At 65.8% G+C, this 22,620-nt stretch carries 26 protein-coding genes; 11 read left to right on the top strand and 15 right to left on the bottom strand.

Features of this window, described 5'->3' with window-relative positions; all coding sequences use genetic code 11:
- Complete coding sequence (lwrS, locus tag BM337_RS05105) at window positions 1-399, bottom strand: LWR-salt protein (protein WP_089814536.1); 399 nt, start codon at window positions 397-399, stop codon at window positions 1-3.
- 206 nt (window positions 400-605) lie between these two features.
- Between lwrS and BM337_RS20450 the strand changes: the two genes are divergently transcribed.
- Complete coding sequence (locus BM337_RS20450; protein ID WP_143117640.1) at window positions 606-1,028, top strand: hypothetical protein; 423 nt, start codon at window positions 606-608, stop codon at window positions 1,026-1,028.
- 154 nt (window positions 1,029-1,182) lie between these two features.
- Here BM337_RS20450 and BM337_RS05100 read toward each other — a convergent pair whose 3' ends face one another.
- Window positions 1,183-1,461 carry a 4a-hydroxytetrahydrobiopterin dehydratase gene (locus BM337_RS05100; RefSeq protein WP_089814534.1) on the bottom strand — a complete coding sequence of 93 codons (279 nt, stop codon included), beginning with the start codon at window positions 1,459-1,461 and terminating at the stop codon, window positions 1,183-1,185.
- 151 nt (window positions 1,462-1,612) lie between these two features.
- Between BM337_RS05100 and BM337_RS05095 the strand changes: the two genes are divergently transcribed.
- A complete protein-coding gene (locus BM337_RS05095; protein ID WP_089814532.1) occupies window positions 1,613-3,190 on the top strand; it encodes a uracil-xanthine permease family protein in 1,578 nt (525 codons plus the stop codon).
- Window positions 3,191-3,197: 7 nt separating this feature from the next.
- Here the strand turns inward: BM337_RS05095 and BM337_RS05090 are convergent, their stop codons facing one another.
- On the bottom strand, window positions 3,198-3,830 hold the full coding sequence (locus BM337_RS05090; protein WP_089814530.1) for a metallophosphoesterase family protein: 633 nt from the start codon (window positions 3,828-3,830) through the stop codon (window positions 3,198-3,200).
- Between the two features lie 127 nt (window positions 3,831-3,957).
- Window positions 3,958-4,965 (bottom strand): AI-2E family transporter, encoded by a 1,008-nt coding sequence (locus BM337_RS05085; RefSeq protein ID WP_089814528.1) that lies wholly within the window; start codon window positions 4,963-4,965, stop codon window positions 3,958-3,960.
- A gap of 131 nt (window positions 4,966-5,096) precedes the next feature.
- On the opposite strand from BM337_RS05085, the gene BM337_RS05080 reads away from it, so the two are divergent.
- Entirely contained in the window at window positions 5,097-5,309 is a 213-nt protein-coding gene (locus BM337_RS05080; protein ID WP_089814526.1) for a DUF8149 family protein, read from the top strand.
- A 271-nt stretch (window positions 5,310-5,580) separates the two neighbouring features.
- On the opposite strand, the gene BM337_RS05075 is transcribed toward BM337_RS05080, so the two are convergent.
- From BM337_RS05075 to BM337_RS05065, 3 genes are all read right to left on the bottom strand, one after another.
- Window positions 5,581-7,149, bottom strand: coding sequence for an MFS transporter (locus BM337_RS05075; protein WP_245778611.1), 1,569 nt, complete (start codon window positions 7,147-7,149; stop codon window positions 5,581-5,583).
- Window positions 7,150-7,487: 338 nt separating this feature from the next.
- Complete coding sequence (locus BM337_RS05070; RefSeq protein ID WP_089814521.1) at window positions 7,488-7,934, bottom strand: pyridoxamine 5'-phosphate oxidase family protein; 447 nt, start codon at window positions 7,932-7,934, stop codon at window positions 7,488-7,490.
- Between the two features lie 136 nt (window positions 7,935-8,070).
- A complete protein-coding gene (locus BM337_RS05065) occupies window positions 8,071-8,781 on the bottom strand; it encodes a DUF4382 domain-containing protein (protein WP_089814519.1) in 711 nt (236 codons plus the stop codon).
- A gap of 253 nt (window positions 8,782-9,034) precedes the next feature.
- On the opposite strand from BM337_RS05065, the gene BM337_RS05060 reads away from it, so the two are divergent.
- Window positions 9,035-9,691: a class I SAM-dependent methyltransferase gene (locus BM337_RS05060; protein ID WP_089814517.1), complete on the top strand. Its 657-nt coding sequence runs from the start codon at window positions 9,035-9,037 to the stop codon at window positions 9,689-9,691.
- Between the two features lie 3 nt (window positions 9,692-9,694).
- Here BM337_RS05060 and BM337_RS05055 read toward each other — a convergent pair whose 3' ends face one another.
- On the bottom strand, window positions 9,695-10,378 hold the full coding sequence (locus BM337_RS05055; RefSeq protein ID WP_089814515.1) for a haloacid dehalogenase type II: 684 nt from the start codon (window positions 10,376-10,378) through the stop codon (window positions 9,695-9,697).
- A 128-nt stretch (window positions 10,379-10,506) separates the two neighbouring features.
- Here BM337_RS05055 and BM337_RS05050 point away from each other — a divergent pair, with 128 nt between their 5' ends.
- Complete coding sequence (locus BM337_RS05050; RefSeq protein ID WP_143117639.1) at window positions 10,507-11,331, top strand: hypothetical protein; 825 nt, start codon at window positions 10,507-10,509, stop codon at window positions 11,329-11,331.
- Between the two features lie 50 nt (window positions 11,332-11,381).
- Here the strand turns inward: BM337_RS05050 and BM337_RS05045 are convergent, their stop codons facing one another.
- Window positions 11,382-12,938: a spermidine synthase gene (locus BM337_RS05045; RefSeq protein ID WP_089814511.1), complete on the bottom strand. Its 1,557-nt coding sequence runs from the start codon at window positions 12,936-12,938 to the stop codon at window positions 11,382-11,384.
- Between the two features lie 119 nt (window positions 12,939-13,057).
- Window positions 13,058-13,771: a class I SAM-dependent methyltransferase gene (locus BM337_RS05040; protein ID WP_089814509.1), complete on the bottom strand. Its 714-nt coding sequence runs from the start codon at window positions 13,769-13,771 to the stop codon at window positions 13,058-13,060.
- Window positions 13,772-14,023: 252 nt separating this feature from the next.
- On the opposite strand from BM337_RS05040, the gene BM337_RS05035 reads away from it, so the two are divergent.
- Entirely contained in the window at window positions 14,024-14,218 is a 195-nt protein-coding gene (locus BM337_RS05035; RefSeq protein WP_089814507.1) for a cold-shock protein, read from the top strand.
- Window positions 14,219-14,388: 170 nt separating this feature from the next.
- Here the strand turns inward: BM337_RS05035 and BM337_RS05030 are convergent, their stop codons facing one another.
- The 3 genes from BM337_RS05030 to BM337_RS05020 form a co-directional block, all read right to left on the bottom strand.
- A complete protein-coding gene (locus tag BM337_RS05030; RefSeq protein ID WP_089814505.1) occupies window positions 14,389-15,843 on the bottom strand; it encodes a DUF4397 domain-containing protein in 1,455 nt (484 codons plus the stop codon).
- A 360-nt stretch (window positions 15,844-16,203) separates the two neighbouring features.
- Window positions 16,204-16,488 (bottom strand): translation initiation factor eIF-1A, encoded by a 285-nt coding sequence (eif1A, locus tag BM337_RS05025; RefSeq protein WP_089814502.1) that lies wholly within the window; start codon window positions 16,486-16,488, stop codon window positions 16,204-16,206.
- A 71-nt stretch (window positions 16,489-16,559) separates the two neighbouring features.
- Window positions 16,560-17,084 carry a hypothetical protein gene (locus BM337_RS05020; protein ID WP_089814500.1) on the bottom strand — a complete coding sequence of 175 codons (525 nt, stop codon included), beginning with the start codon at window positions 17,082-17,084 and terminating at the stop codon, window positions 16,560-16,562.
- An 80-nt stretch (window positions 17,085-17,164) separates the two neighbouring features.
- On the opposite strand from BM337_RS05020, the gene BM337_RS05015 reads away from it, so the two are divergent.
- From BM337_RS05015 to BM337_RS04995, 5 genes are all read left to right on the top strand, one after another.
- Window positions 17,165-17,446, top strand: coding sequence for a hypothetical protein (locus BM337_RS05015; RefSeq protein ID WP_089814498.1), 282 nt, complete (start codon window positions 17,165-17,167; stop codon window positions 17,444-17,446).
- 14 nt (window positions 17,447-17,460) lie between these two features.
- Window positions 17,461-18,336 carry an endonuclease/exonuclease/phosphatase family protein gene (locus BM337_RS05010; protein WP_089814496.1) on the top strand — a complete coding sequence of 292 codons (876 nt, stop codon included), beginning with the start codon at window positions 17,461-17,463 and terminating at the stop codon, window positions 18,334-18,336.
- A gap of 382 nt (window positions 18,337-18,718) precedes the next feature.
- Complete coding sequence (locus BM337_RS05005; protein ID WP_089814494.1) at window positions 18,719-19,735, top strand: CDP-glycerol glycerophosphotransferase family protein; 1,017 nt, start codon at window positions 18,719-18,721, stop codon at window positions 19,733-19,735.
- Window positions 19,723-20,415: an NTP transferase domain-containing protein gene (locus BM337_RS05000; protein ID WP_089814492.1), complete on the top strand. Its 693-nt coding sequence runs from the start codon at window positions 19,723-19,725 to the stop codon at window positions 20,413-20,415. Before BM337_RS05005 ends, BM337_RS05000 begins: the two co-directional genes overlap by 13 nt.
- 115 nt (window positions 20,416-20,530) lie before the next feature.
- A complete protein-coding gene (locus BM337_RS04995; protein ID WP_089814489.1) occupies window positions 20,531-21,205 on the top strand; it encodes a glycerophosphodiester phosphodiesterase in 675 nt (224 codons plus the stop codon).
- Between the two features lie 131 nt (window positions 21,206-21,336).
- On the opposite strand, the gene BM337_RS04990 is transcribed toward BM337_RS04995, so the two are convergent.
- Window positions 21,337-21,618, bottom strand: a complete 282-nt coding sequence (locus BM337_RS04990) for a hypothetical protein (protein WP_177227176.1) — start codon at window positions 21,616-21,618, stop codon at window positions 21,337-21,339.
- A 243-nt stretch (window positions 21,619-21,861) separates the two neighbouring features.
- On the bottom strand, window positions 21,862-22,578 hold the full coding sequence (locus BM337_RS04985) for a DICT sensory domain-containing protein (protein ID WP_089814487.1): 717 nt from the start codon (window positions 22,576-22,578) through the stop codon (window positions 21,862-21,864).
- Window positions 22,579-22,620 lie beyond the last annotated feature (42 nt).

Below are 22,620 nucleotides of genomic sequence, written 5' to 3'. Positions count from 1 at the left end.
TTACTCGACGCGGATCGAACTACCGAGATACTTCAACAGCACCTTCGAGACGCCGTCGGCGTTGAACAGGTCGAGGTCGGCGGCGATCGCCTCCTTCAGGTCCTCGAGATACGCCTCGTCGGTCTGGAGTTCCCGGAAGGAGACCGCTGTCACAGGGACGTCCAGGGCCTCCTCGGTCAGTTCGCGGAAGTGGGCCTGGTCGCCCAGGTCGCCACGCCAGAGGTTGTCTCGGAAGAAGAGCCAGCCGTCAGAGCCGGGCCGGTCGGCCTCGCGGTAGAGCACCGTCTCGAAGCTGTCCGGCTCGACCGAAACCTCGGGCGGCCCCGGTTCGAGCCGAAACCGGACGCGGAAGACGTAGCTGGCTTGTGCGCCGTCACCATGCTTGTCTGAAGCTGTCATTTTGTATCTGTTGTGTTTTAGAGAGGTTAGTTCTTCATGTCATTGCTCCTTTCAGAGGCTCGTTCACCCGCTTTAAACGAAAACGCGTCTATACTTCACGCTTCAAGTTCTAATCAGGACGTGTAACCTATAATTCCAAATATACCATTAATTATTTATTGTCATTCGGTTAAATTGTATATGTCTGGTAATCCAGACTAAATATCATGAATCGCCGAAAGCTCCTTGGAAAGTTTACAAAAGGTGCCGTTGTAACGACTGGACTTGTTACGACCAGTAGCGCCGCGTCGGCAGACGATCACTACGATCCGGGCGCAGAGTACTGGATAAAAGACTATGGTAGAGAGTCAGAGTGTAAGTTCTCCCAGTACGAGGATGTCGAGGTCGATACTGGTTACTTCGATGACAATGAAGTGTATCTCAACACCTTCGAAGGGTGTTGTAACAGCGGGAATGCTAGTACAGGGATGGCTTGTGAGTTAGCACTGTACGAGCAAGTAACCCCAGACTGTTACGGAATATTCATCGACCAGTGTAGGAACGGTGCCGCGCTTATACACTGGTACGACGAAAACGATTCAACTATGGGTTTCGGCCACACGCCAAAGCGATGGCTCCGAGAGGCCTGAACGAAGAAACCGAAACGTGAGTGATCACACGTCTGGAAGAACGACAAGTAAGTAGAGGATAGGCGTGGTGATCAGGTGACAGTGATCTGACGGAGTGATGTACTATCCGGAAGCGACGAACGCCGTTGTTCATCTTATTCCGGACTGTCACCCATCACTCGTAGATCTCGTCGAACCGTTCGGCCAGGTCGATGTCGTTGCCGGTGATGCCGCCCTCGTCGTGGGTCGTCAGGCGCACCTCGACCTCGCGCCAGCCGATAGTCATCTCGGGGTGGTGGAACGCTTCCTGAGCGAGGCCGCCGGCCGCGGCCGCGAAGCCGACGCCGTCGAGGTACGCGTCGAACTCGTACGTTCGGGTGATCTCGTCGCCGTCGCGTTCCCACTCGTCGGGTAGCTGTGCCGCTATCTCGTCGTCGGAGAGCAGGTCTGCCATACCGGTTGATTCGCCCGGCCGAGTGAAAACGATTGGCCCCGTCGGTGGTCTGCGGCCGGGATCTCGCCACGGTACCCAGCGTGTCGGCCTATCGACACGCCTCGTGGCGTTCCCCCGCATGATTTGAAGGGGGAACGCAAACCCCGTATCGATGAGTACAGCGTCCGACGGGAACGACGACGCGGGGGACGACGACGAGTCATTCGTGGCGTTCGGGATCGACGACCGACCATCGCTGCCGAAGTCGATGGTCCTCGGGATGCAACACTACCTGACGATGGTCGGTGCGAACGTCGCAGTGCCGCTCATCCTGGCGGGGGCGATGGAGATGCCGACCGGCGTGACCGCGCGGTTCGTCGGCACCTTCTTCGTCGTCTCCGGGATCGCGACGCTGGCACAGACCACGTTCGGGAACCGCTACCCGCTCGTCCAGGGGGCGCCGTTCTCGATGCTGGCGCCGGCGCTCGCCATCGTCGCGACCGTCACCGTCCTGCCGGGCGAGGTCGGCTGGCAGGTCAAGTTGCAGGCGCTCCAGGGCGCCATCATCGTCGCCGCGCTGACGGAAGTCGCCATCGGCTACTTCGGCATCGTCGGCAAGCTACGCAGATTCCTCTCGCCGGTCGTCATCGCTCCGACGATCACCCTGATCGGGCTGGCGCTGTTCAACGTCGGCCAGGTCACCAGTGCAGGGAACAACTGGTGGCTCCTCGGGCTGACGCTCCTGCTGATCGTCGGCTTCTCGCAGTATCTCGACAGCTACTCCCAGCTGTTTCGCCTCTTCCCCGTCATCCTCGGCGTCGTCATCGCCTGGCTCGTCGCAGCCGTCCTCTCCGTGACCGGGTTCTACACGCCCGATACGACGGGCTACGTCGCGCTCGGAGCGATCACCGACGCTCGACTGCTCCTTCCCATCTACCCGTTCCAGTGGGGGATGCCGACGTTCAACGCCGCCTTCGTCATCGGCATGTTCGCCGGCGTACTTGCCTCCATCGTCGAGAGCATCGGCGACTACCACGCCGTCGCGCGGCTCACCGGCAACGGGATGCCCAGCGAGCGCCGGCTGAACCACGGCATCGGGATGGAGGGGCTGATGAACGTCTTCTCGGGCATCATGGGGACGGGCGGGTCGACCTCCTACTCCGAGAACATCGGCGCCATCGGCCTGACCGGCGTCGCCTCGCGCTACGTCGTCCAGATCGGTGCGGTCATCATGCTCGTGTTCGGCTTCGTCGGCTACTTCGGCCAGCTGGTCGCGACCATCCCCGACCCCATCGTCGGCGGCCTCTTCGTCGCGATGTTCGCCCAGATCGTCGCCGTCGGGCTCTCGAACCTCCGGTACGTCGATCTCGACTCCTCGCGGAACGTCTTCGTCGTCGGCTTCGCACTGTTCGTCGGCCTCGCCGTCCCGGAGTACATGGCCAACGTCGGCTCGATCGGTGCGTTCCGGGAGGGCCTGGCGGCGGTTCCGGTCGCCGGCGCGGTCGTCGGCCAGCAGGTGGTCGCCGACACCGTCTACGTCATCGGGACCACCGGCATGGCCGTCGGCGGCCTCGCGGCGCTCGTGCTCGACAACACGATTCCGGGCACGCGCGAAGAGCGCGGCCTCGCCGAGTGGGACGACATCGCCGAGGACGAGGGCGCCTTCCAGCCCGTCTGGTACCAGTGGTTCGGCTTCGGCGACGACTCGGTCGCGAGCGACGACGCCGAGAGCGGTCGCGGCGGTCGGTGACCGTCCCTCAACCGGGCGTCTCGCGGACCTGCAAGGTCAGGTCCACGGGGTCCAGCAGGTAGTAACACTGCCAGGCCGGGGCGAGGCCGACGACGCGCGTGCCGTGCACCGTCGTCTCGTGGTGGCTGTGGTGGTGGCCGACGAGGACGAGGTCCGGGTCGACCGCGGCGACGAGGTCGTCGACGTGGTCACAGCCCGGGTCGTACCCGTAGGAGAGGAGGCCGTTCGGTGCCTCGTGGGTGAGCAGGAGGTCGATATCGTCGAGTTCGGCGAGTCGCTCGACGTCCTCGTGGGTGAAGTGGCGCCGTCGCTCGCCGACGAGGTCGCTCCGTGCCCTGTCGTAGCGCGTCGGTGCGAAGTTACCGGAGAGGCCCGCGATTCGCAGTCCCTCGATCTCGGTGGCGGTACTGGCCAGGAGGTGTGCGTTGGTGACCCCTGGCGGCGTCTCACCCGCTCGCATCGCCTCGACGACGTCGAAGTCCTCGTTGTTACCCGCGATGAACCACGTCGGTACCGGCAGGTCGTACCACTCCAGATCGCCGAGCTGGATGGCCACGTCCGCGTCGGCGTCGTCGTAGGCGGCCAGCAGCGCCGCGCGGTTCTCCGGGTCGGCGGCGTGTGCGTCGCCGAGCACGAGCATTGCTCGAAGGTTCGTCCCCGGGCGTGTAAGTGTCCTGACTTCCGCCGCCGGGCCTCACAGTGGTGGTTGTAAGCACTCCCGGACGTTCGTCGTGGCCGGTACCGGTGAAAAGTTACACCCACCACTATCAGCCGTCGACCTCGGGCGCGTACTGTTCGCGGTAGACGTCGAGGGTGGCCCGGAGCGCGCCGATGATGATCGGACCCACGAACAGGCCCATGAACCCGATGGCGTAGAGGCCGCCGACGACGCCGAGGATGATGACGCTCGGGTTGAGGCGGGCGTACCGGTCGACGACGACCGGGCGGAGGTAGTCGTCCGAGATCCCGACGATGATGGTTCCGTAGGCGAACAGCAACGCGGCCGGCACGGGTCGCCCGACGAGGACGAGGTACACCGACGAAGGCCCCCAGACGAGGAAGGATCCGACGATCGGGAGGAGCGCCAGGACGATCATCACCGACGTCCAGAACAGGGCGTTCGGAATACCGACGGCGAAGAGGCCGAGTCCCGCGATGGCGCCCTGCACGATGGCGATGAAGACGTGGCCGGCGAGGACGGCCCAGGTGATGTCGTCGATCGCGTCGAACAGCTCGTCGAGGACGTCGGCCGGGAGCGGCAGGACCCACCGGAGCCAGGCGACGAAGTCGTCGCCGTCCTTCAGGAAGTAGTACAGCAGGAAGATGGTGAGTCCGAGCCCGATGACGGCGTGGGTCACCGCACCGAAGACGCCGAGGATACTGCCGAACGCCTCGGACCCGCCGTTGCTCACGACCGACTGGAGCAGCTCGCTGAAGGAGATATCGGCGCCGACCAGCGCTTCGATGGCCGCCTCGAGTTCCGCGACGCTCTCACCGCCCTGCTGGACGCCCTCGACCAGGGCCGCCGCGTCCGCGGCGACGGCGCGCGTCACGACGACCAGCGGGAGGATGACCGCGACGCTCGCGAGGGCGACGACGGCCCCCGCGGCGATGCGCGGACTCGCCCACTGCTCGGCACGTGCCTGTACGGGTGCGAGCACGTACGCGAGGACGACGGCGAGCAGGAAGTACTGGAGGAACGGAAGGACGAACAGCGCGGAGAGCGCGAGGAGGGCGGTGACGACGAGGAGGAGAAATCCCCGGCTCGAATCCATACGATCACTGACGGGCCCTGCGGGGAAAAGTGTCGCTGGATGTATACTATTTGCACGTCGACCCCCGAGCGAGGCGCGCGGGGGATCGGCCCAGTTTTCCTCGGGGGTCGTGAACCCCCGGACGACCAGCTATGGCAGGACCAGACGACGAGGAACCATCGTTCCCGGTAGTCTGTCCGGAGTGCGACACGGAGACGCGCGTGGCGCTCTCGGACCTCGAAGACGCGATCGACCGACACAACGACCAGTTGCACGACGGCGACGACGTCGCACAGATAGACCCGGACGTCGCCGACGCCGTCCTCGACCTCGCCGCCGAGGACATGGGACTGTACGACGAGTAGGGGTGACTCGACGGCCGGAGATTGCTCGCGGAGAGCAACCGACTTGAGGGTCCGCCCGCTACCACTACCCGGCCGATGACGAACGTCGCCGGTGACGGTGACCGGTTCCGAGCGGGGATGACCACCTCGCCGTGACGAACCCTATGAGTGCCGAGGCCGACCTCTTACCGACTCGCAGTTTCGCTCGCTACCGACTCGCAGTTTCGCTCGCTCGTCGTAGAACAACAGGTCGGGGACCCCGGGCACAGACAGGACTGGGGAGGTGGAACTATCACTGACGATCCCGGGATGATTCTGGGTGGTCGGTTCGTTCGTCGGCTTCCGGTATCTGGCGCGGCAAGAACGTCGATGCGACAAGCAGGAGCAACACCAGCAGGACTAGTAGGAGCAGCGCCGCTCGTTGCGCGTCGAACATCGCGGCCTCGAAGATACCCGCTAACAACTGTCGTCGTTCGGGACTGAGTTGGCGCAGGAACTGCTGCTGTGTGGCTTCGGTCGCCGTCTCTGCTGCGTCTTCGAGCGCTAGTATCAGCTCAGTTCGTTGCGCTCCGGAAACGGACTCGTGTTCCGCTCGGAGGACGCCATCGACGACACTCCCGTAGAACCGTCCGAGGAAAAACGAGCCGATGACTGCGGTTCCCAGGGAGAATCCTATCGAGCTGCTGATGTTCAGGACGCCGGATGCCTCGGGGGAGTCCGCGGTGGGGACGGACGACATCGTCATGTTACCGATCTGTGCCACGATGAGACCGACACCGGCCCCGTAAAGCGCTACTGGGGGAAGCATCCTGCGTATCGTCTGACCGGGGCCCGTCTGTTCGTACAACAGCACCAGTCCAACGCCCATACAGACGATGCCGACCTGGATAAGCGTCTTCGGCGAGACGTACGTACGCCAGCCAGTCGTGAGCGTCGCAAAGAGGATCGACGCGATGGAATACGGTAACAACGCGAGCCCGGTTTCGAAGGCGGTGTAGCCGAGTACCGCCTGAAGATAGACCGGGAAGACGAACATGAAGCCGGCCGAGACTATCGAGCGGATGTTGTACGTGACGACACCGGATAGAAAGGAGCGGTTCGTCAGGACGTGCAGCGGAACGAGCGGCGACTTCCCGGCACGTTCCAGTCGGCGTTCGTACTGAACGAACGCGGCGAACGCGAGAAGTCCGACCCCGAGGAACCAGATCGCCGGTGACGTGCCGAGCGGATTGAGCTGTACGTCGCCGACGAAAAACGGTCGCTTCGCGAGCAACCAACCGTACTTCCCGCTGAGAAGGAATCCGACAACGAGTGACGTCGCACCGACGATGGACAGAACTGTCCCACCCCTGTCGAGCGAACTGCTTGTTTCCGATAGCGGTTTCGAACTCACGTACTGAACGAAGAAGAGGATAATCCCCACACCGACGAGCTGGAGCGTAAACCCCCATCGCCAGCTCGCGAACGTGGTTAGTGCGCCACCGATTATCGGTCCGAGCGTCGAGCCAACCCCGTGCACGCCGGCCAACAGTCCGAACGCCTTCGCCCGGTCCTCGTCTTCGTAGCTGACTGTCAGCACAGTGAACGTCAGAGGAAATAACACGGCGGCCGCGGACCCCTCGATGAACGACCAGCCGATGTAGAGAACCGTCGTATTCCAGCTAATGGCAGCCACCAGCGTCCCACCGGCGTAGACGATAAGCGCGACTGCCATTACACGCCGACTGCTGTGCCGAGACGGCAGCGTACCGGCCGGGAGAATCAGTGCGGCTATCACCAGCGAGTAGAGTGCGACCGCCCCCTGAATCGCGGTGACCGTGGTATCGTACTCAGCCACCATCGTGGGGATGGCCACGTTCATCAGGGAGGCGTTGACGACGATGATGAACGTTGTCAGACTCGCCGCAATTGCTGGGGCCCAGTATTGTACGCTGGCCTTCGAGCCCGTAGAGCGCTGAGAACGTTCGTTGGGAGCAGACCCATCCGGGGACATACATCAGTCTAATGCGTTGACATAAAAATAGCATGGGCACCAGTGCGGGAAGCCAGTGATACTGCCCGGCCCTTCAGAGCGGAGACAGTGTCAGTTCCGTTCGTCGGTGATAATTACTGGTTCGAGTGCCGAGGCCGACTTTCTATCCACAGCGCCGAACGGCGGATTCGGTGGGCGTGCGACGAGAGGGGGCCACCGCTCTGCCGTCAGACGCCTCTCATTCGCTCGGTGTAGTCCCAGCTGTAGATCTCACGCGGATCGATCCGGATCCTGACCTCGTCGCGGTCGTCACTGAGCAGGTACCTGGCCAGTGACGACTCGGTCCCGCCGAGGTAGCGCTGGACGAGTTCGCGCAGGACGTCACGGCCGCCGTCGCGCGAGACGGTGGCGACGCCACTCCCACGGATCCCGCGGTACGGAACGTCGTTCGTCGAGACGTCGAATCCGACGCCCGGGTCGTTTCGGAGGATGGCCACCAGGTCGGCCCTCGCCTGCGTCGCACACTCGAAGTACCCGTCGCGGTACCGGTACCACACGGTGACGGGCCACAGCGACCCATCCGACCGCCGAGTGGCGATCCGGATGGGGATCGTCGTCTCGTGCAGGAAGGACTCGATCTCCTCCTCGGACCAGGCGCCACGGAACTCGGTCATGTGTGAGAAGTACGCACGGATGGCGGAAAAATCCGTTCGACGATCGTTCCGTCCGATGGTCCGGTGGTCCAGTGGTCGAGTGGTCCAGCGCCCGTCGTTGAAGGTGCTCCCGGTGTCGCCGGCCGAACCAACCGCTCTAGTCGCTGGTTTCCGTCTCGGTGACGTCCTCGTACCGGACCTCGGTCCCGCTCGCGACCGGCTGGAAGAGGTACTTCCCGGTCCGACCTCGTTTGACTGGCGTGAAGTCGGCGACGAACGTCGTCCGCTGGCCCTCGCGGACCTCGAAGGCCTCCTTGAACTGGAGCGGGGCGTTCCCGGGCGTGTCCACCTCGGCCTCGCCACCGTCGGCGAGCGTCCCCTCGACGTTCGAGACGTCGAGCTGGAGGAACGCGTAGCTTCCCGTCTCGATCTCGCGGTCGTCGACGAGCTGCGAGTTGCCGTCCTGGAGCTTCACGAGGTCCGCTTCCACCGGCTCGTCGAACTCGTGGTACTCGCGGCCGTCGCTCTCGTCGACGTCGTCGGCGTCCTGGGTCGTCACGCCGTCCGCGTCGGTTTCGGTTGCCGCCTCGTCGTCGCTGTCCTCGCCGCTCCCTTCGCCGTCGTCGCCGCCATCACTCTCGTCGCCCTCGCCGGGCTTGAGCCAGATGCCCTCGATCGTAACGACACAGGATTCGAAGTCCGAGATGTCGCCCGGTGCGTCCTTCACCGTCGTCGCGAGCGTGCCCGTGGCCGATCCGGTCAGGCCCGAGCAGCCGGCCAGGCCGACCGTGCTTGCGAGCCCGACTGTGCCTGCCGCCTGGAGATACGCTCGTCGGCTCGTCGTCGCGTCGTCGTCTGTTTTTCGCATGGTACCTTCGCTACCGACCACGTCCAGATAAGATGACTACGTCGTCCATCCCAGTTCACGCCGAGTTCTGGCCAGTTCAGTCGAGTTTTGCTGGCTGAACCGTCTGAACAGATCTGGACGGTCACGACGCGGCCAGCGCCTGAGCGATGAACGATTCGACGAGGGTCACGGGACGCCGCGTCCGGTCCCGCGCCACCGGTCGGTAGTCGCGCCCGGGTCAGCGCTTTAGTCGCGCCCGGTCCAATCGTCACGTATGACCGCCGAGTCCCGCGACCGCCCAGCGAAGGAGCCCGAAGAGATCGAGGCGGTGTACGAGGACGTGGCGCCGAAGTTCGCCCGGTTCGAAGCGCTCGACCGGCTGTTCACCGGCCGGTATCGAGAACGGCTGTTCTCCCGCGCAGACGGGCGCGTGCTCGACGTGGCCTGTGGGACCGGGATCAACTTCCGGTACCTCCCGGACGGCGTCGAACTCGCAGGCGTCGATCTGAGCGAGGCGATGCTCTCGGCGGCGCGCGACCAGGCGACCGATCTCGGTCTCGACGTGGACCTCCGGCGGGCCGACGCGGCCGACCTCCCCTATCCCGACGACAGCTTCGACACCGTGATCTCGTCGCTGTCGACGTGTACGTTCCCGGAGCCGATAGCGGTGCTTCGGGAGATGGACCGCGTCTGCCGACCCGACGGCCGGATCCTCCTGCTGGAACACGGCCGCAGCAGCCTTGGCCCGGTCGCGCGATTCCAGGACTGGTGGGCGCCGCGGCACTTCGAGAAGATGGGCTGCCGGTGGAACCAGGAGCCCGCCGACCTGGTCGCCGAGGCCGGCTTCGACTCCTTCGAGGTCCGCAAACGGTTCCTCGGCATCATCACGATGCTGAAGGTCCGGCCGACGACCGGCCGCGACGACGGGTAGCGATCAGACCCCGAGTTCGTCGGCCAGCTCGGTGAACGTCGAGACGGTCAGGTCGGGTTCCGTCTCGTAGGGCCCCCATCGCGTCTCCTGGCGATTCACCCACACGCCCTGCATCCCGGCGGTGACCGCGCCGGGGACGTCCCACCAGCCCGCCGCGGCGAAGGCGACGTTCTCGACGGGCGCCCCGATCTCCGCAGCCGCGTGGCGGTAGATCGCCGGTTCGGGCTTGAACCGCTCGACGTCGTCCGCGCTGAACGTCCGCTCGATCCGGTCCCCCAGATCCGCGAAGTCGATGAGCGAGTCGAGCATCTCGCGATTTCCGTTCGAGACGACGTAACAGTCGTACCCGCCCGCTCGCAGCCGGTCGAGCCCTTCGTGGACGTCGTCGAAGACGTCCAGGTCGTGGTACGTCTGCAAGAGGTCCGCCTTCTCCTCCGCCGAGAGGTCGACGCCGCGGGCCGCCAGGGCGTACTCGAGGGCGTGTTCGATCAGGTCGAAGAAGGCGTGGTACTCGTCGATGGCGTTGCCGACCATCGCGTAGGTGAGCGAGCGCTCCCGCCAGAGACTCGCCAGGGCCGCCGGGTCGTCGACGTAGTCGGCAAGTGGCTCCTCCACCGTTGTGACGTCGACGATCGTGCCGTAGGAATCGAACGCGACCACGTCGACGGCGTCTGGGTCGAAGGTCATCTCGCCCGAACGTTCGTGCCGTGCTGGCAAGTGTCTACTCCCAGGGGCCAGCCATCGAGTGCGGTCGCAGACCTGTCATATCCAAATGTATTCCAAACGAACTTCATCGTGCGGGCCCAACTGTGCACGTGAACCGATTACTCGATCCACGGCGAGAGAACGAACCGACGAATCCACTCGAGGACGTGACGACGAGTAGCGACGAACGGTCGTCCGGCGGCGGGCTCAGAAAGGTCCTGATCGGCCTGGGCGCCGTCGGCCTCGCCTACCTGGCCGCCCGCCGCGCCCGGCGAAGCGAGCGCACGCCGTCGATGGGCGAGGTCAGGGAGACGGTCGGCGACGTCCGATCCGGCGACGGATTCGAGATCCCCATCGGCGAGACCAGCGAGGACCAGTCGGAGGGCGACGAGGGGGCCCGGGGCACGGGCACGACGAAAGGCACCATCGGAACCGAACCCATGCCCGGCGAGGACCTCTCCAGCGGGTCCCCCGCGGGCGAACGCGCATCGGAGAGCGAGGACCAGGACCCTGACCGCTCCGGCCAGGGCGCCGTCGAGCGGGACGAGACAGACGAGGATGCCGTCGGAGAGGACGAATCAGATCGAGACGTCGCGGAAGGGAACGAGTCGGACACGGAACTCTCCGAGGAAGCAATCGAGGAACGCACCGAGGAAGACCCACACGAGGAGCCGAAAGAACCGGGCGAGATGGCCGTCGACGAGGAGGTGGCCGACGACGTCCTCGGCGAGGAGGGCGAAGAGAGCGAGGACGCCGACGAGACCGGGGCGGAGAGCGACGACGACGCGGAGAACGAGGACGCCGGAGCGGAGACGGACGAGCCGACCGGTGACGAATCCGACGAGACCGACGGATCGACGGACGCGGCCGCTGACAGCGACGAAGACGTGGATTCTGACGACACCGACGACACCGACGACGGAGGGGGCGCGTAGGACTGCTCGCCGGCGGGGGTGGGTTCCCTGGTCGGCTTCCGTGGCGTTCCCTAGTCCGCGACCGTGGCGTTGCCGCCCGTCTCCTCGACGACGTAGCGCTGGCCGACCATCGGGTCGAGCAGGCTGTCGACTGGCGCGTGGTCGTCGCGGAGCAGCGGGACGTCGCCGGTCTCGGGCGGGTCCCGGTAGTTCGCTATCTCCTCGCTGAGATCGATGCCGATGTCGCGGCGCTCGTTGCGCGCCTGTAGCTGTGCCTCCGTGAGTCGGGTGTCGTTCTTCGTCGCGATCACCTCGATGTTCTGGACCGCGACCGTGTCGGTCGTGGGGAAGCTGTACACCTGCGGGTACACCCGGTCAATCGTCCGGTACTCCGCACGGTAGAACTCGGAGGCCGGCCCCGTGGGCGCCGAGATGAGGTTGGCGAAGAGGATGCCGTCCTCGGCGAGGCGGTCGTTCGCGAGGCGCATGAACTCCACTGTCGTCAGCTGGAACGGGACCTTGTCCTTCCGGTAGGCGTCGACGACGATGAGGTCGTACTCGTGGTCGGTCTCCCGGAGGAACTGGCGCCCGCCGGTGGTGTGGACGTTCAGGTTCTCGGACTCCTCGAGCCGGAAGTACTGCTCCGCGGCGTCGACGACCTGCGGGTCGACCTCCGCCACGTCGACCGTGACGTCGTAGTCCGCGGCGAACCGCTTGGGTCCGGTGAACCCACCGCCGCCGATGAACAGCACGCGGTCGACGTCGTCGGTCAGCAGGAGCGGCAGGTGGAAGTAGCGCGTGTACTCGAAGACGTGGCGATTCGGCTCCGATTTGTCCATGGCGCTGTGAGGCTGGCCGTCCAGGTACAGCGTCCGCGTCTCGCCGCGGTCGACGACTTCGAGTTCCTGGTAGGCGGTCTGGGTCTGATAGACGACCTGGCCCTCCGGGGCGATGCCCACGGCGCCGCTGCTCGCGGCGGCGACCAGCAGGACGGCGACGCCGACGCTCGCCAGCGCCTGGTCCCCGTCGACCCAGGGGCGGACGAGCGCGACGGCGGTCCCGACCGAGAGCAGGCCGAACACGAGCCCGATGACGTCGACGTCGAGGGCCGGGATGAGGAGGAACGTCGTGGCGAAGGCGCCGACGATGCTCCCGATGGTCCCGACGGCGTACACGTGCCCCGACGCCTCACCGAGGCCCTCCTTCGCCGAGAGTTCGGCCGCGTACGGGCTGATGTACCCCAGGAGGTACGTCGGCGGGCCGAACATGAGGACGATGGCCGGAAGTGAGGCGTATCGACTGGGGAGCGGGAACGCCGTCGTCGACCGGAGCAGGAGGTCGCCAGCGAATATCAGCACGGCGACGTACAGCGCCGTCAGGAGGAACAGCTGCGCCATGTGCCCGTTGGAGGCCCTGCTCGCGGCGTACTTCCCGCCGCGGTAGTAGCCGTAGCTGAGCGCCGCCAGGAACACGCCAATGATGCTGCCCCAGGTGTAGATGCTAGAGCCGAACTGCGGGGCGACCATCCGGCCCGCGAGGATCTCGAGGCCCATACTTGTCACGCCCGAGACGAAGACGGCGATCTCCGGGCGGGACGGGCGGTAGTCCAGGGGCCGGGACGATGCCATACCGCTACGTGGGGCAGCGACGCCAATAAACGTTGGACGAACCGGAGAGCGCCGAACGACGACTGACAACCGACGAACGACGACCGATAACCGACGAACGACGACCGATAACCGACGAACTACGCCGTCGTGGCGCGAAACGTCCGGACGGTGTCACGCCGGGTCTCGCCGACGTCGACCTGCTCGAAGCCGCGTTCGGTGAACACCCGCTCCCAGTCGCGGTAGTACAGCGGCAACTCGTCGTGGACGTAGTTCACGTCGGCGTCCCCGTGGCCGTCGTCAGTCGCGGAGTCGGCGTCAGCGACGGAGTCGGGGTCAGTGGGGGAGTCGGCGACGGTGCCGGGATCGGTGTCGTCGGCGGGTTCCGCGTCCTCGGCAGGCTCCTCGATCTCGGCGGTGACGAACACCTCGTCGGTGATACGGGCCAGTTCGTCGAACACCCACTCGTCGTCGGGGTGGATGTGCTGGAGCGTCTGGGCGGAGTACACCGCGTCGAAGCGGTCGTCGTCGAACTCGGCGACGACGTTCTCGATGGAGTCGACGTGGAACGTCCCCGCCTCGGCCAGGTCGGGGTAGGCATCCGCCATCACGTCGAAGGCCTCGTCGTTGATGTCGACGCCGGCGAGCGAGTCGAAGCCGTCCTCGTGGAGGTGCGCGAGGTGGCGACCCGAACTGCAACCCAGTTCGAGGATGGACGCCTCGCGGTCGAGTTCTCGCGCGAGCGACGCCCGGATCAGCTCGCTCGTCTCGTCCGGGCCGTAGTAGGCGTAATACGCCGGGGAGTACTCGCCGGACCGGTCGGCCCACTGCTGACGGACGTTGTTGGCATCCACGACCCGAAAGTTCGGGTCCGACGCTTAAGTCAGGTCGGACTGGCCGACCGCGACCGGATCCGCGGAACTTTCGATCCGTCAGGACTGGGCGTTCGATCCGTCGCCGTGGGCAGTTATCTCGTCGTTCGCACCCTGTTCCAGACATTTGCCCACCCAGTTCGATTCTCTTCGGACGTTCGTCCACGAAACGCGTGTCGTAGTACCACGACTCACGGAACCCTTATCCCTGCGACCCTGCTGTGTCTATTTGCAATGGCAAACGGTAAGGTTGACTTCTTCAACGACACAGGCGGTTACGGTTTCATCGAGACTGAGGACGAGGACGACGACGTGTTCTTCCACATGGAAGACGTTGGCGGCGAGGACCTCACGGAAGGGACCGAGATCGAATTCGACATAGAACAAGCCCCCAAGGGCCCGCGCGCGACCAACGTCGAACGCGTCTAACTACGGCTTCTACCCGTCGCCGCCTGGCGACGACGAAGTACAAGTTTTCTCGAAACGAACGACTCGCCGAGCGGTAGCGACGTCGTCTCACGGAGTACAGTGACTGCGCAGTGAGCGGCGTCACCGCGCGAAAAAAGTAGAACGGTCGCTATCGGTAGCGTGCCGTCCGGCTACGGTGCGAGCAACAGCGTGTCGTTGCCCGTCTCGTTCGCCTCCGTCTCGTTCTCGCCACCGATGGTCAGGTTACCGTCATCCGTTTCGGTCTCGGTCTCGTCGAGGCCAGTGTCAGTCTCGGTCTCCGTCTCGGTCTCGTTCAATCCGACGTCCGTCTCCGTCTCGGTTTCCGTCTCGGTCTCGTTCAGTCCGGTCTCCGTCTCGTTCGCCGTCACGTTCGTCTCAGTCTCCGTCTCAGTCTCGTTGAGACCGGCGTCGGTCTCGTTCGCCGTCTCGTTCATCGCCGTCTCGTTGTCCTCACCAGGCAGGTTCACCGTCGTCGTCGCGTCCTCGGCGGCCGTCAGGTTGAGGCTCCGCTGGGAGTCGGCCGGCGGCTGGTCGTAGCCCAGCGCGATGGCGGAGTAGGCCGTGCCGCCCTCGACGGTGACGTCGAAGGTCTCCAGGATGTTGGAGCCCTCCTCGTCACCCTCCATGCGGACCTCGACGGTGTAGTCGCCCTCGGGGACCGTCACGTAGTCCGAGGCGTTCTGGTAGGAGAGGTTGTCGGCGAGGACCACGTCGCTGCCCTCGACCGTGACGTCGACGTTACCCGCGTCGGGGGAGAGGTGGACGACGCTCACGGCCGCCTCACCGTCCGCTGGCTCGTACGCGTTGTCGTTGAACGTCGCGGCCTCGAGTTCGGGCGTCTCCTCCTCGTCCGCTTCTTCCTCGTCCGCTTCGTCTTCGTCGGTCATCTCACCGCTCGTGGCGGCGAAGGTCGTCACCGTCCGCGGGTCCAGCGTGACGTTCTCCGAGTAGACGACCTCGTCGTCTTCGCTCGTCGTGACCGTCACGTTGTACTCGCCCGCCTGGAGCGTCAGGTAGTCGCTCACGGCGCCGTAGGGAACCTCCTCGAGGACGGTCTCGTTGTCGATCGAGACGTCGACCGCGTCGACGTCGGGCGCCCCGTGGACGACGCGGAGGTAGGTGGTCTGCTGGGTGTCCATCTCGTCGGTCGTCTCGTTCGCTGCCGCGGGCTCGTCGCCGCGCGCGTCCGTCACGTTCTCGGTCTCGTTCTCGTCGTCGTCAGCGATGATGCCGACGTCGGACTCGGCTTCGGGTTCTTCCTCGTCCTCGTCGTCCGTCTCGTTCACGCCGGCCTCGGTTTCGGTCTCCGTCTCGTTGAGACCAGCGTCCGTTTCGTTCTCGGTTTCGTTCAGGCCGTCTTCGGTCTCGGTCTCCGTCTCGTTGAGACCGTCATCGGCCTCGGTCTCGGTATCAGTCTCGTTTAGGCCGTCGTCGGCCTCCGTCTCGGTCTCGTTTAGGCCGTCGTCGGCCTCCGTCTCGGTCTCGTTGCCGGTTTCGTTCCCGTCTGTCTGTGCAGCGACGATCGCACCGCCCGCGAAGACACTCGCGAGGAGTGTCACTGCGAGGGCGACCGCCACTACTTTCGTTCGTCTGTTGTCGGACATTCCGGGCGACCCTTGGGAGAGCGGACGCTTTGTTATCCAGCGGCATGTACGTCGGCCGACTCGCTAAGGTGAAAATACGTGGCCCGCCGCGGAACGGAACCCGAACCGGGCGTCTGTCCCAGTCGCCGGAGGGACGGAGCTGCCAGCGTCCAAAAACGCAAGACGGCGGTCGGAAACCACGCCGTATCTCGACGGCTGGGACGTACCGAGTAAGTAAGCCGACGTTTCCCGCTAACCCGGTGACGGCGGCCGTGCCAGGGTCTCACAGGAAAGCGGCGGGAAAGGTGTCGTCACTCGCAGGTCGGAAAGACTGGACACGATGGCACGCTCGCGTTCGCGGCGCGTCTCGCAGTCAGAAAATCAGTCGATGTGGCCTTCTTCGCGCAACTGCTCTGCGTCCTGGCCGGTGTAGCGCCACTCGATGTTGGCCTTCTCGTCCTGCCAGTCCCAGGGTTCGACGAGGACGACGTCGCCCTCGTTGATCCAGGTTCGGTACTTCATGCGGCCGGGGATCCGGCCCATTCGGTTCTCGCCGTCTTCGCAGCGGACGCGTACGTGGTTGCCGCCGTTGTGTTCCGTCACCACGGCGAACAGCTCGTCGTTGTTGGGCATCCGGAGATTGCGACGCCCTTGTTCTTCACTCACACCTGTACTAGTCCCGACGCACAGTTAAATGGTTTGAGATTGGTGGTACCGTGTGACACGGCCAGCGGCACTCACTCCGCGTGGGTCGGACTGTCGACGGTGTACTCGTCGATCCACGGCGGTTCCGTCCGGTCTTTCGACCAGGCGAAGAGGTGGCGTTTCTCGTTGGCGTAGTAGAACCGGTAGGCGTCGACGTAGTGGTCGGCCGTCCACTCGCCGGTGACCTGCGGCGGGTCCCGGGCCGCGTCGGTGGGCCATTCGAGGTCGCGAATAGCGCTCTCGTCGAGCGATCGCACCACCGCCCAGGACGCGTGGTCCTCGTCGTCCGTGTGGTCCCAGCGGTAGCGCCACTCGTCGTGGGCGGCCGCCGTGTACGCGCGAAGGCGTTCCCAGTTCGCGTGACTCTCGGTCGCCCAGCGCGTGAGCGGGTGGTCAGCGTGACTGAAGTACAGGTCCTCGGACTCGGGATGGCCGTTGAGCTGGGCGGCGGTGGTGAGCACCATCGCGTTCTCGAAGACGCTGCTGGTCACGTGTCTGTCTACCAGCCAGCGGGCCGCCTGGGCGACGTCCTCGTCGAGCCAGAAGGCGTTGACCATCGGCCAGGGCTAGTCCCTCCCCGCGGTTATCACCTCCGCTCGGTCCCAATTCACTTCACCGTCGGGCGCCAATCGTTGTCATGGAACAGTACGAGCGGGAGTTCCTGGAGGCCGTCGCCGCCAACCTCGCGGCGAGCATCGCCAGCGGGATGCGCTCGACGACCGACGAGGACCTGTTCGAGGACGAAACGACCCTCACGGCCGCCGGTCGGATGTGGGCCAGGGGCTATCTCACCGGCCGTCTCTCGATCGTGCGGAGCGGCACGACGGGGAACCCGAACCTCTCGGCCGACGACCTCGAAGCGGTCGCGGCCCTCATCGACCAGAACGAGTCCGACATCGCGGCGCAACTCTACGGCTAACAGTCACTATTCCAATGCCCCTCCCGGTCAGCGTCCTTTCGTACAACGTTCGCTACGACAACCCCGAAGAGAACACCCATCCCTGGCGGACGCGCCGCGACCGCGTCGCCAGCGTGATCCGGTTCCACGACCCCGACGTCGTGGGGCTCCAGGAGGCACTCCACGGACAGCTCGAGGACCTGCGCGACCGACTTCCCGAGTACGAGTGGCTCGCCACCGGGCGCGAAGAGCCCGAATGCGCCGGCGAGTACGTCGCCATCGGGTACAAACGCGACCGTTTCAACCTCGAAGCGGAGGGGACGGTGTGGCTCTCCGAGACGCCCGAGGTGGAAGCCAGCGTCGGCTGGGACGCCCAGCTCCCCCGACTCGTGCACTACGTGCGCCTGCGCGAGGAGGCGACGGACGTCGAGTTCTACCTGTTCGACACCCACTTCGACCACTACGGCGAGACCGCCCGTCTCGAGAGCGCGAAGCTGTTGCTCGACCTGATCGACGAACTGGCGGCGAACGAGCCGGTCGTCGTGACGGGCGACTTCAACTGCCTGGCGGGGTCACCGCCGTACGAACACCTGACGAGCCGGGAGAAGCGAAGCGCCGGGCGGACGCTCCGGGACACCCACCAGATCGCCCGCCGCGGGCACCACGGGCCGACGACGACGGTCACGGACTTTCAGAACCTCGTCCCCGAGCGAAAAATCGACCACGTCTTCGTCACCAGCGACGTCGAACCAGTCCAGCACGGGGTGTGCGCCGACTGCTTCGACAGCGGGGTGTACCCCTCCGACCACCTCCCGATTCTGGTGGACCTGATGTTACCGGAGAACGCACCGAATCCGGCCGAACAGAACGCCGTCGAGGGCGCTGGCGCGCACGAGTCTCCCTCGGAGTGAGCCCGCCCCGACTCACCGGCACCCACCCACGTCAGACCGGCTCGACACCACCGCGATGCCCGAACTCGCCTTCGACCTGGCGGAGAGCACTAATGTGTGCCCGTGCCAGCGAGATACCTGCCAGTCCCACGCGCCCCGCAACCCAGTAGGCGGCCACCTGCCGATCGAGAGCGATTCCGGCGCCCGCCAGCGCCGCTACCGGACGGGCGCCTCCGGTAGCGGACGGCAGTATGGGCAGCGAAACGCGGCTGCCCGTCTCGCGGGTGGCAGTATCCTCCCGTTATCGGTCGTGAACTAACTGTCCCGGTAAGACCGGTACGATCCTATGGCTATTGATGGGACAGTATCGCAATCAACCTCGACGTATCGTTCGTGAGTCCGCATGAGTACACTCCGTGCTCCCGACAGAGCCGTCGAAGTCCTCTACAGCTGCGAACGCCCCTTCATGCGCAAGACGTTCCAGGCGATCGACCGCCACCTCGACGCCGAATCGGCGTACGTGCCGCTCCGCGAGGAGGCGGTCGGGTGCTGGGACGAGGTGCCGATGGTCGACGTACCGCCCGGTGACGTCGACACTATCGACGAGGCGGTTCGGGCGCTCGATCCGGACGTCGTGGTCGAGAACCACCGGTTCCGCCCCGAGGAACGCCAGTACGTCCGCGAGTTCCCGGTCGTTCACGTCCGTCACGGCTGCTCGCTGGGCCGGGGCGAGGAGTGGAACACGACCCGGGATCTCGGGGACCTGGTCGACGTCGCGCTCGCACCCGGGTCGTTCTGGGCCGACCACTACCGCGAGCAGTTCCCCGACGGGGTCGAGACGCCCGTCGTCGGCGTCCCGGAGGCCGACGAACTCGTCGACGCCGACGCCCCCGGGAAACGACGAGTGCTCTACGCCCCGACGAACCACAACTACGGCGGCGGGTCCTACGTCAACACCGCGGAGGACGTCCTCGACGTCTTCGCGGACACCGACTACGAACTCCGCTTCCGGCCCCACCCGATGGACCGCATCGAGGAGCCCGGCGAGTCGGTGACCGAGCGGTGTCGCCAGCGCATCGCCGACCTCCCGAACGTCACGTTCGACGACGAGGCCACGCCCCGCGAGAGCCTGCTGTGGGCCGACCTCCTCGTGTCGGACTACTCCGGCATCGTGACGGAGTGGCTCCACACCGGCCGGCCGCTGGTCCAGCTGACCGATATCGCCGCCGACAGGGAGGTCCCGGAAGTCGGCCACGCGACCGACCGGCTCACGCTGGCACTCGTCGACGAACTGTACGAGGACGGCTACGCGGCCGAGGTCGAGCGACGACGGGACGAGACGCTGTCCGAACTGGGCATTCCGATGGACGGACGCGCCGGCGAGCGCGCCGCAGCGGAGGTGGCGACGTGCGCGCAGTGATTCTCGCCGCCGGCGAGGGCAGCCGGATGGGGGTCCACACCGAGGACCGGCCGAAGGCGTTCATGGATCTGGGCGGTCGAACGCTGTACGCCCGTCAGCGGGCCGTCCTCGACGAGTACGTCGACGACGTGACCGTCGTCCTCGGCTACGCCGCCGACAACGTCCGTGACGAAGTCGGCGGGGCCGACGTCGTCGTGGTCGAGGACTGGGACGACTACGACAACGCCGAGTCGCTCCGCCGGGCGCTCCAGGTCGTCGACGACGACGTGCTCGTGCTCAACGGCGACGTCATCGTCACCGAGCAGGCGCTCGAAGAACTGCTCGGCGCGTTCGCCCGTGCCCCCGACGGACGGAACGTCGTCGGGTGCATCCGTGGGGACCAGGAGGAGTCGACGGCGATCCGGTGTGACGAGGAGGGCGTCGTCACGGACTACGGGATGATACGGGGCCCCCAGCACGCCGGCGTGGGCGTCGTCGACCGGTCGACCGTCGGCCCGGCGGCGTCGTACCTGGCCGGCCACCGCGAGGAGTGGTACCCCGTGGTCTACCCGGCGTTCGCCACCGATGCCGTCGCCATTCCGCGGGCCCACCACGTCGAGATAAACCGACCCCGGGACAAGGTGCGCGCGATGCGGAAACTGCCCATGGTCGCGACCAGCGAGGCAGACGTCGAAATCTGAGCGACGTGCGCGGAACGGACACTCGCCTCGACGATAAGGATGGGTTAGCGCCGTCCGAAAATCGCCCGACGGCGAGGCGACAGCGTTAATTGGATCCTTCCCTTCGCCTCCGGCAATGCAGGTGATCGGCCACCGAGGCTGTGCCGACGTGTATCCCGAGAACACCGTGCGCGCCGTGACGCGCGCGGCGAACTTCCTCGACGCCGTCGAGGTCGACGTCCGCCGCTGTGGCTCCGGCGAACTGGTCGTCTTCCACGACGAGACCGTCGACCGCCTGACCGACGCGAGCGGCCGCCTCGCCGACATGGCGTGGGCGGAGCTACGGGAGCTCGACGTCCTCGGGTCGGGGGAATCGATCCCGCGCCTGGAGACGGTGCTCGCCGCGGTCCCCGACGGCGTCGAGTTGCAGATCGAACTGAAGGAGACCGGCCTCGCCGCCGACGTCCGCGAGGCCGTCCGCGCGACAGACTGCGAGGTGAGCGTCTCGTCGTTCGACGAGGCCGCGATCCGTGAGGTCGCCGACCTCGGCTGGGACGTCTCCACAGGCCTGCTCTTCGAGTCCGACCCGCTGGAGAAGCTCCAGACCGCCATCGAACTGGGGTGTGACGCCGTCCACCCCTACTACGACACGTGCCTGGAGACGGACGTCGTCGAGGCGGCCCACGAGGCCGGCCTGGCCGTCGTCGCCTGGAAGGCCGCGCGCCGCCGGACCGAGATTCACGTCCTCCGGTCGCTCGGCGTCGACGGTGTCACCGCCGACCGCTGGGAGATAGCCAGCGGGCTCGCGTAGGCCGTCAGTTCCGGCGTCCGCTCCGTCTCTGGCTCGTTCTCGATTACCAGCCGGGTCGCCGCCGGAGCGCGACGGGTGACGCCAGTACGTAAGCAACCGGAGAATGGGTCGAACAGGGCTCGAAGCCCTGGTTATCGCTGCATGACGCGCTCGAGTGACTGGACGACACCGCCGCTGCTCCCGCCAGTCGCCTGGTCGACCATCTCGCTCATGCGCGTCTGTTCGAAGTAGCTCGCGAACGCCAGGAACGTCGGTGGCCACAGCCCGACGAACAGGCCGGTGAGTTTGTCGCCCTTGACGAAGTAGAAATACCAGGACAGCGCGACCGACGCCGCCGACGCCACGATGGCGGGGTCCATCCCGGTCTTTTGTGCCGCACGCATCGCCTCTTGCTGTTGACCTCTGTTTGCCATGCTCGTGGGCCTTGGAGCCAGGCATCCTTTGTTAGAACCTGAGTAGCGCCGACAACCCGACGTTAGCGCTGGATCGGCGAGCATTCCCGGCCCGGACCGGAAATCGCGCCGCCAGTGACACAGCGCCTCACAGGCGTCTCCAGTGGGTGAAACCCGACGTTTCCCCGGCCGGAACGAGCGAACGGTCGGCCTAGAGCGGTGGGGATCGCTCACGCTCCGTCGGCGAGCCACGGTCGACGGGCGTCACTCGTGGACGTCCTGGAGGTAGGTCGAGAGCGCCGCGACCCGGTCTTCGTCGTACGTCCAGAACCCGTAGTAGGTCCCGAGGGCACGCTCCTCGGCGAGGAGGGCACAGGCGTTCAGCGGGTCCCCGGCGGCGTCGTAGACGAGAAACCAGAAGTCGCCGATCTCCGTCCCTTCACTCCGGAACAGTTCGACTCCGTCGGGCACGGGGAACGCCTCGTCGCCGGCCTCGACGAAGACGTGAATAGACAGGTCGGTCTGCTCGACGAGGCGGCGATAGACGTCCATCTGGGCCGCCAGGGCGTCGGGCGACTGGAAGCCGACCCGGAGCGTGCCGGCACCGACGCGCCAGGCCCGGTTCTCTATCTCGCGCGCGGCCCCGAGCAACTGCCGGCGGCCGAAGGAGGCGAACAGCGTGTTGTCGAGAATCTCGTACAGCGAGCGCCAGGGTTCCGAGACCTCCGTCCGGTACGTCGGCCGGAACAGCGGCGGGTCCAGCAGTTCGGCGAACTTGTCGATGCCGAAGGCGCCGACGAAGCCGTCCTCGTCCCGCAACACGACGAAGCCGTCCGGCCCGCCCGGCGCGATCGACTTGCGCTCGACGGTGACGTTGCGCGACTCGAAGTGGTCCGCGACGTCGGGCGCGCCGTCGCTCGCGTACACGACCATCGTCTTTCGTCGCTTCGCCACGTCCGCGACGAAGTCCGCGAGCGTCATCTCCCCGATGGCGTCGGACTTGGACCGGGTCCCGGAAGTGGT

The organism is Halomicrobium zhouii, from assembly GCF_900114435.1.
GTDB lineage: Archaea > Halobacteriota > Halobacteria > Halobacteriales > Haloarculaceae > Halomicrobium > Halomicrobium zhouii.
This window is presented reverse-complemented; position numbering and strand designations above follow the sequence as displayed.

What these genes read in the sequence shown, in the direction of transcription:
- BM337_RS04990 (WP_177227176.1), bottom strand. Translation starts at nt 21,618, where the DNA reads ATGGCAAACAGAGGTCAACAGCAAGAGGCGATGCGTGCGGCACAAAAG.
- BM337_RS20450 (WP_143117640.1), top strand. Translation starts at nt 606, where the DNA reads ATGAATCGCCGAAAGCTCCTTGGAAAGTTTACAAAAGGTGCCGTTGTA.
- BM337_RS05080 (WP_089814526.1), top strand. Translation starts at nt 5,097, where the DNA reads ATGGCAGGACCAGACGACGAGGAACCATCGTTCCCGGTAGTCTGTCCG.
- BM337_RS05060 (WP_089814517.1), top strand. Translation starts at nt 9,035, where the DNA reads ATGACCGCCGAGTCCCGCGACCGCCCAGCGAAGGAGCCCGAAGAGATC.
- BM337_RS05085 (WP_089814528.1), bottom strand. Translation starts at nt 4,965, where the DNA reads ATGGATTCGAGCCGGGGATTTCTCCTCCTCGTCGTCACCGCCCTCCTC.
- BM337_RS05100 (WP_089814534.1), bottom strand. Translation starts at nt 1,461, where the DNA reads ATGGCAGACCTGCTCTCCGACGACGAGATAGCGGCACAGCTACCCGAC.
- BM337_RS05095 (WP_089814532.1), top strand. Translation starts at nt 1,613, where the DNA reads ATGAGTACAGCGTCCGACGGGAACGACGACGCGGGGGACGACGACGAG.
- lwrS (WP_089814536.1), bottom strand. Translation starts at nt 399, where the DNA reads ATGACAGCTTCAGACAAGCATGGTGACGGCGCACAAGCCAGCTACGTC.
- BM337_RS05035 (WP_089814507.1), top strand. Translation starts at nt 14,024, where the DNA reads ATGGCAAACGGTAAGGTTGACTTCTTCAACGACACAGGCGGTTACGGT.
- BM337_RS05015 (WP_089814498.1), top strand. Translation starts at nt 17,165, where the DNA reads ATGGAACAGTACGAGCGGGAGTTCCTGGAGGCCGTCGCCGCCAACCTC.
- BM337_RS05010 (WP_089814496.1), top strand. Translation starts at nt 17,461, where the DNA reads ATGCCCCTCCCGGTCAGCGTCCTTTCGTACAACGTTCGCTACGACAAC.
- BM337_RS05005 (WP_089814494.1), top strand. Translation starts at nt 18,719, where the DNA reads ATGAGTACACTCCGTGCTCCCGACAGAGCCGTCGAAGTCCTCTACAGC.
- BM337_RS05065 (WP_089814519.1), bottom strand. Translation starts at nt 8,781, where the DNA reads ATGCGAAAAACAGACGACGACGCGACGACGAGCCGACGAGCGTATCTC.
- BM337_RS05055 (WP_089814515.1), bottom strand. Translation starts at nt 10,378, where the DNA reads ATGACCTTCGACCCAGACGCCGTCGACGTGGTCGCGTTCGATTCCTAC.
- BM337_RS04995 (WP_089814489.1), top strand. Translation starts at nt 20,531, where the DNA reads ATGCAGGTGATCGGCCACCGAGGCTGTGCCGACGTGTATCCCGAGAAC.
- BM337_RS05070 (WP_089814521.1), bottom strand. Translation starts at nt 7,934, where the DNA reads ATGACCGAGTTCCGTGGCGCCTGGTCCGAGGAGGAGATCGAGTCCTTC.
- BM337_RS05090 (WP_089814530.1), bottom strand. Translation starts at nt 3,830, where the DNA reads ATGCTCGTGCTCGGCGACGCACACGCCGCCGACCCGGAGAACCGCGCG.
- BM337_RS05075 (WP_245778611.1), bottom strand. Translation starts at nt 7,149, where the DNA reads ATGAACGTGGCCATCCCCACGATGGTGGCTGAGTACGATACCACGGTC.
- BM337_RS05045 (WP_089814511.1), bottom strand. Translation starts at nt 12,938, where the DNA reads ATGGCATCGTCCCGGCCCCTGGACTACCGCCCGTCCCGCCCGGAGATC.
- BM337_RS05030 (WP_089814505.1), bottom strand. Translation starts at nt 15,843, where the DNA reads ATGTCCGACAACAGACGAACGAAAGTAGTGGCGGTCGCCCTCGCAGTG.
- BM337_RS05020 (WP_089814500.1), bottom strand. Translation starts at nt 17,084, where the DNA reads ATGGTCAACGCCTTCTGGCTCGACGAGGACGTCGCCCAGGCGGCCCGC.
- BM337_RS04985 (WP_089814487.1), bottom strand. Translation starts at nt 22,578, where the DNA reads ATGACGCTCGCGGACTTCGTCGCGGACGTGGCGAAGCGACGAAAGACG.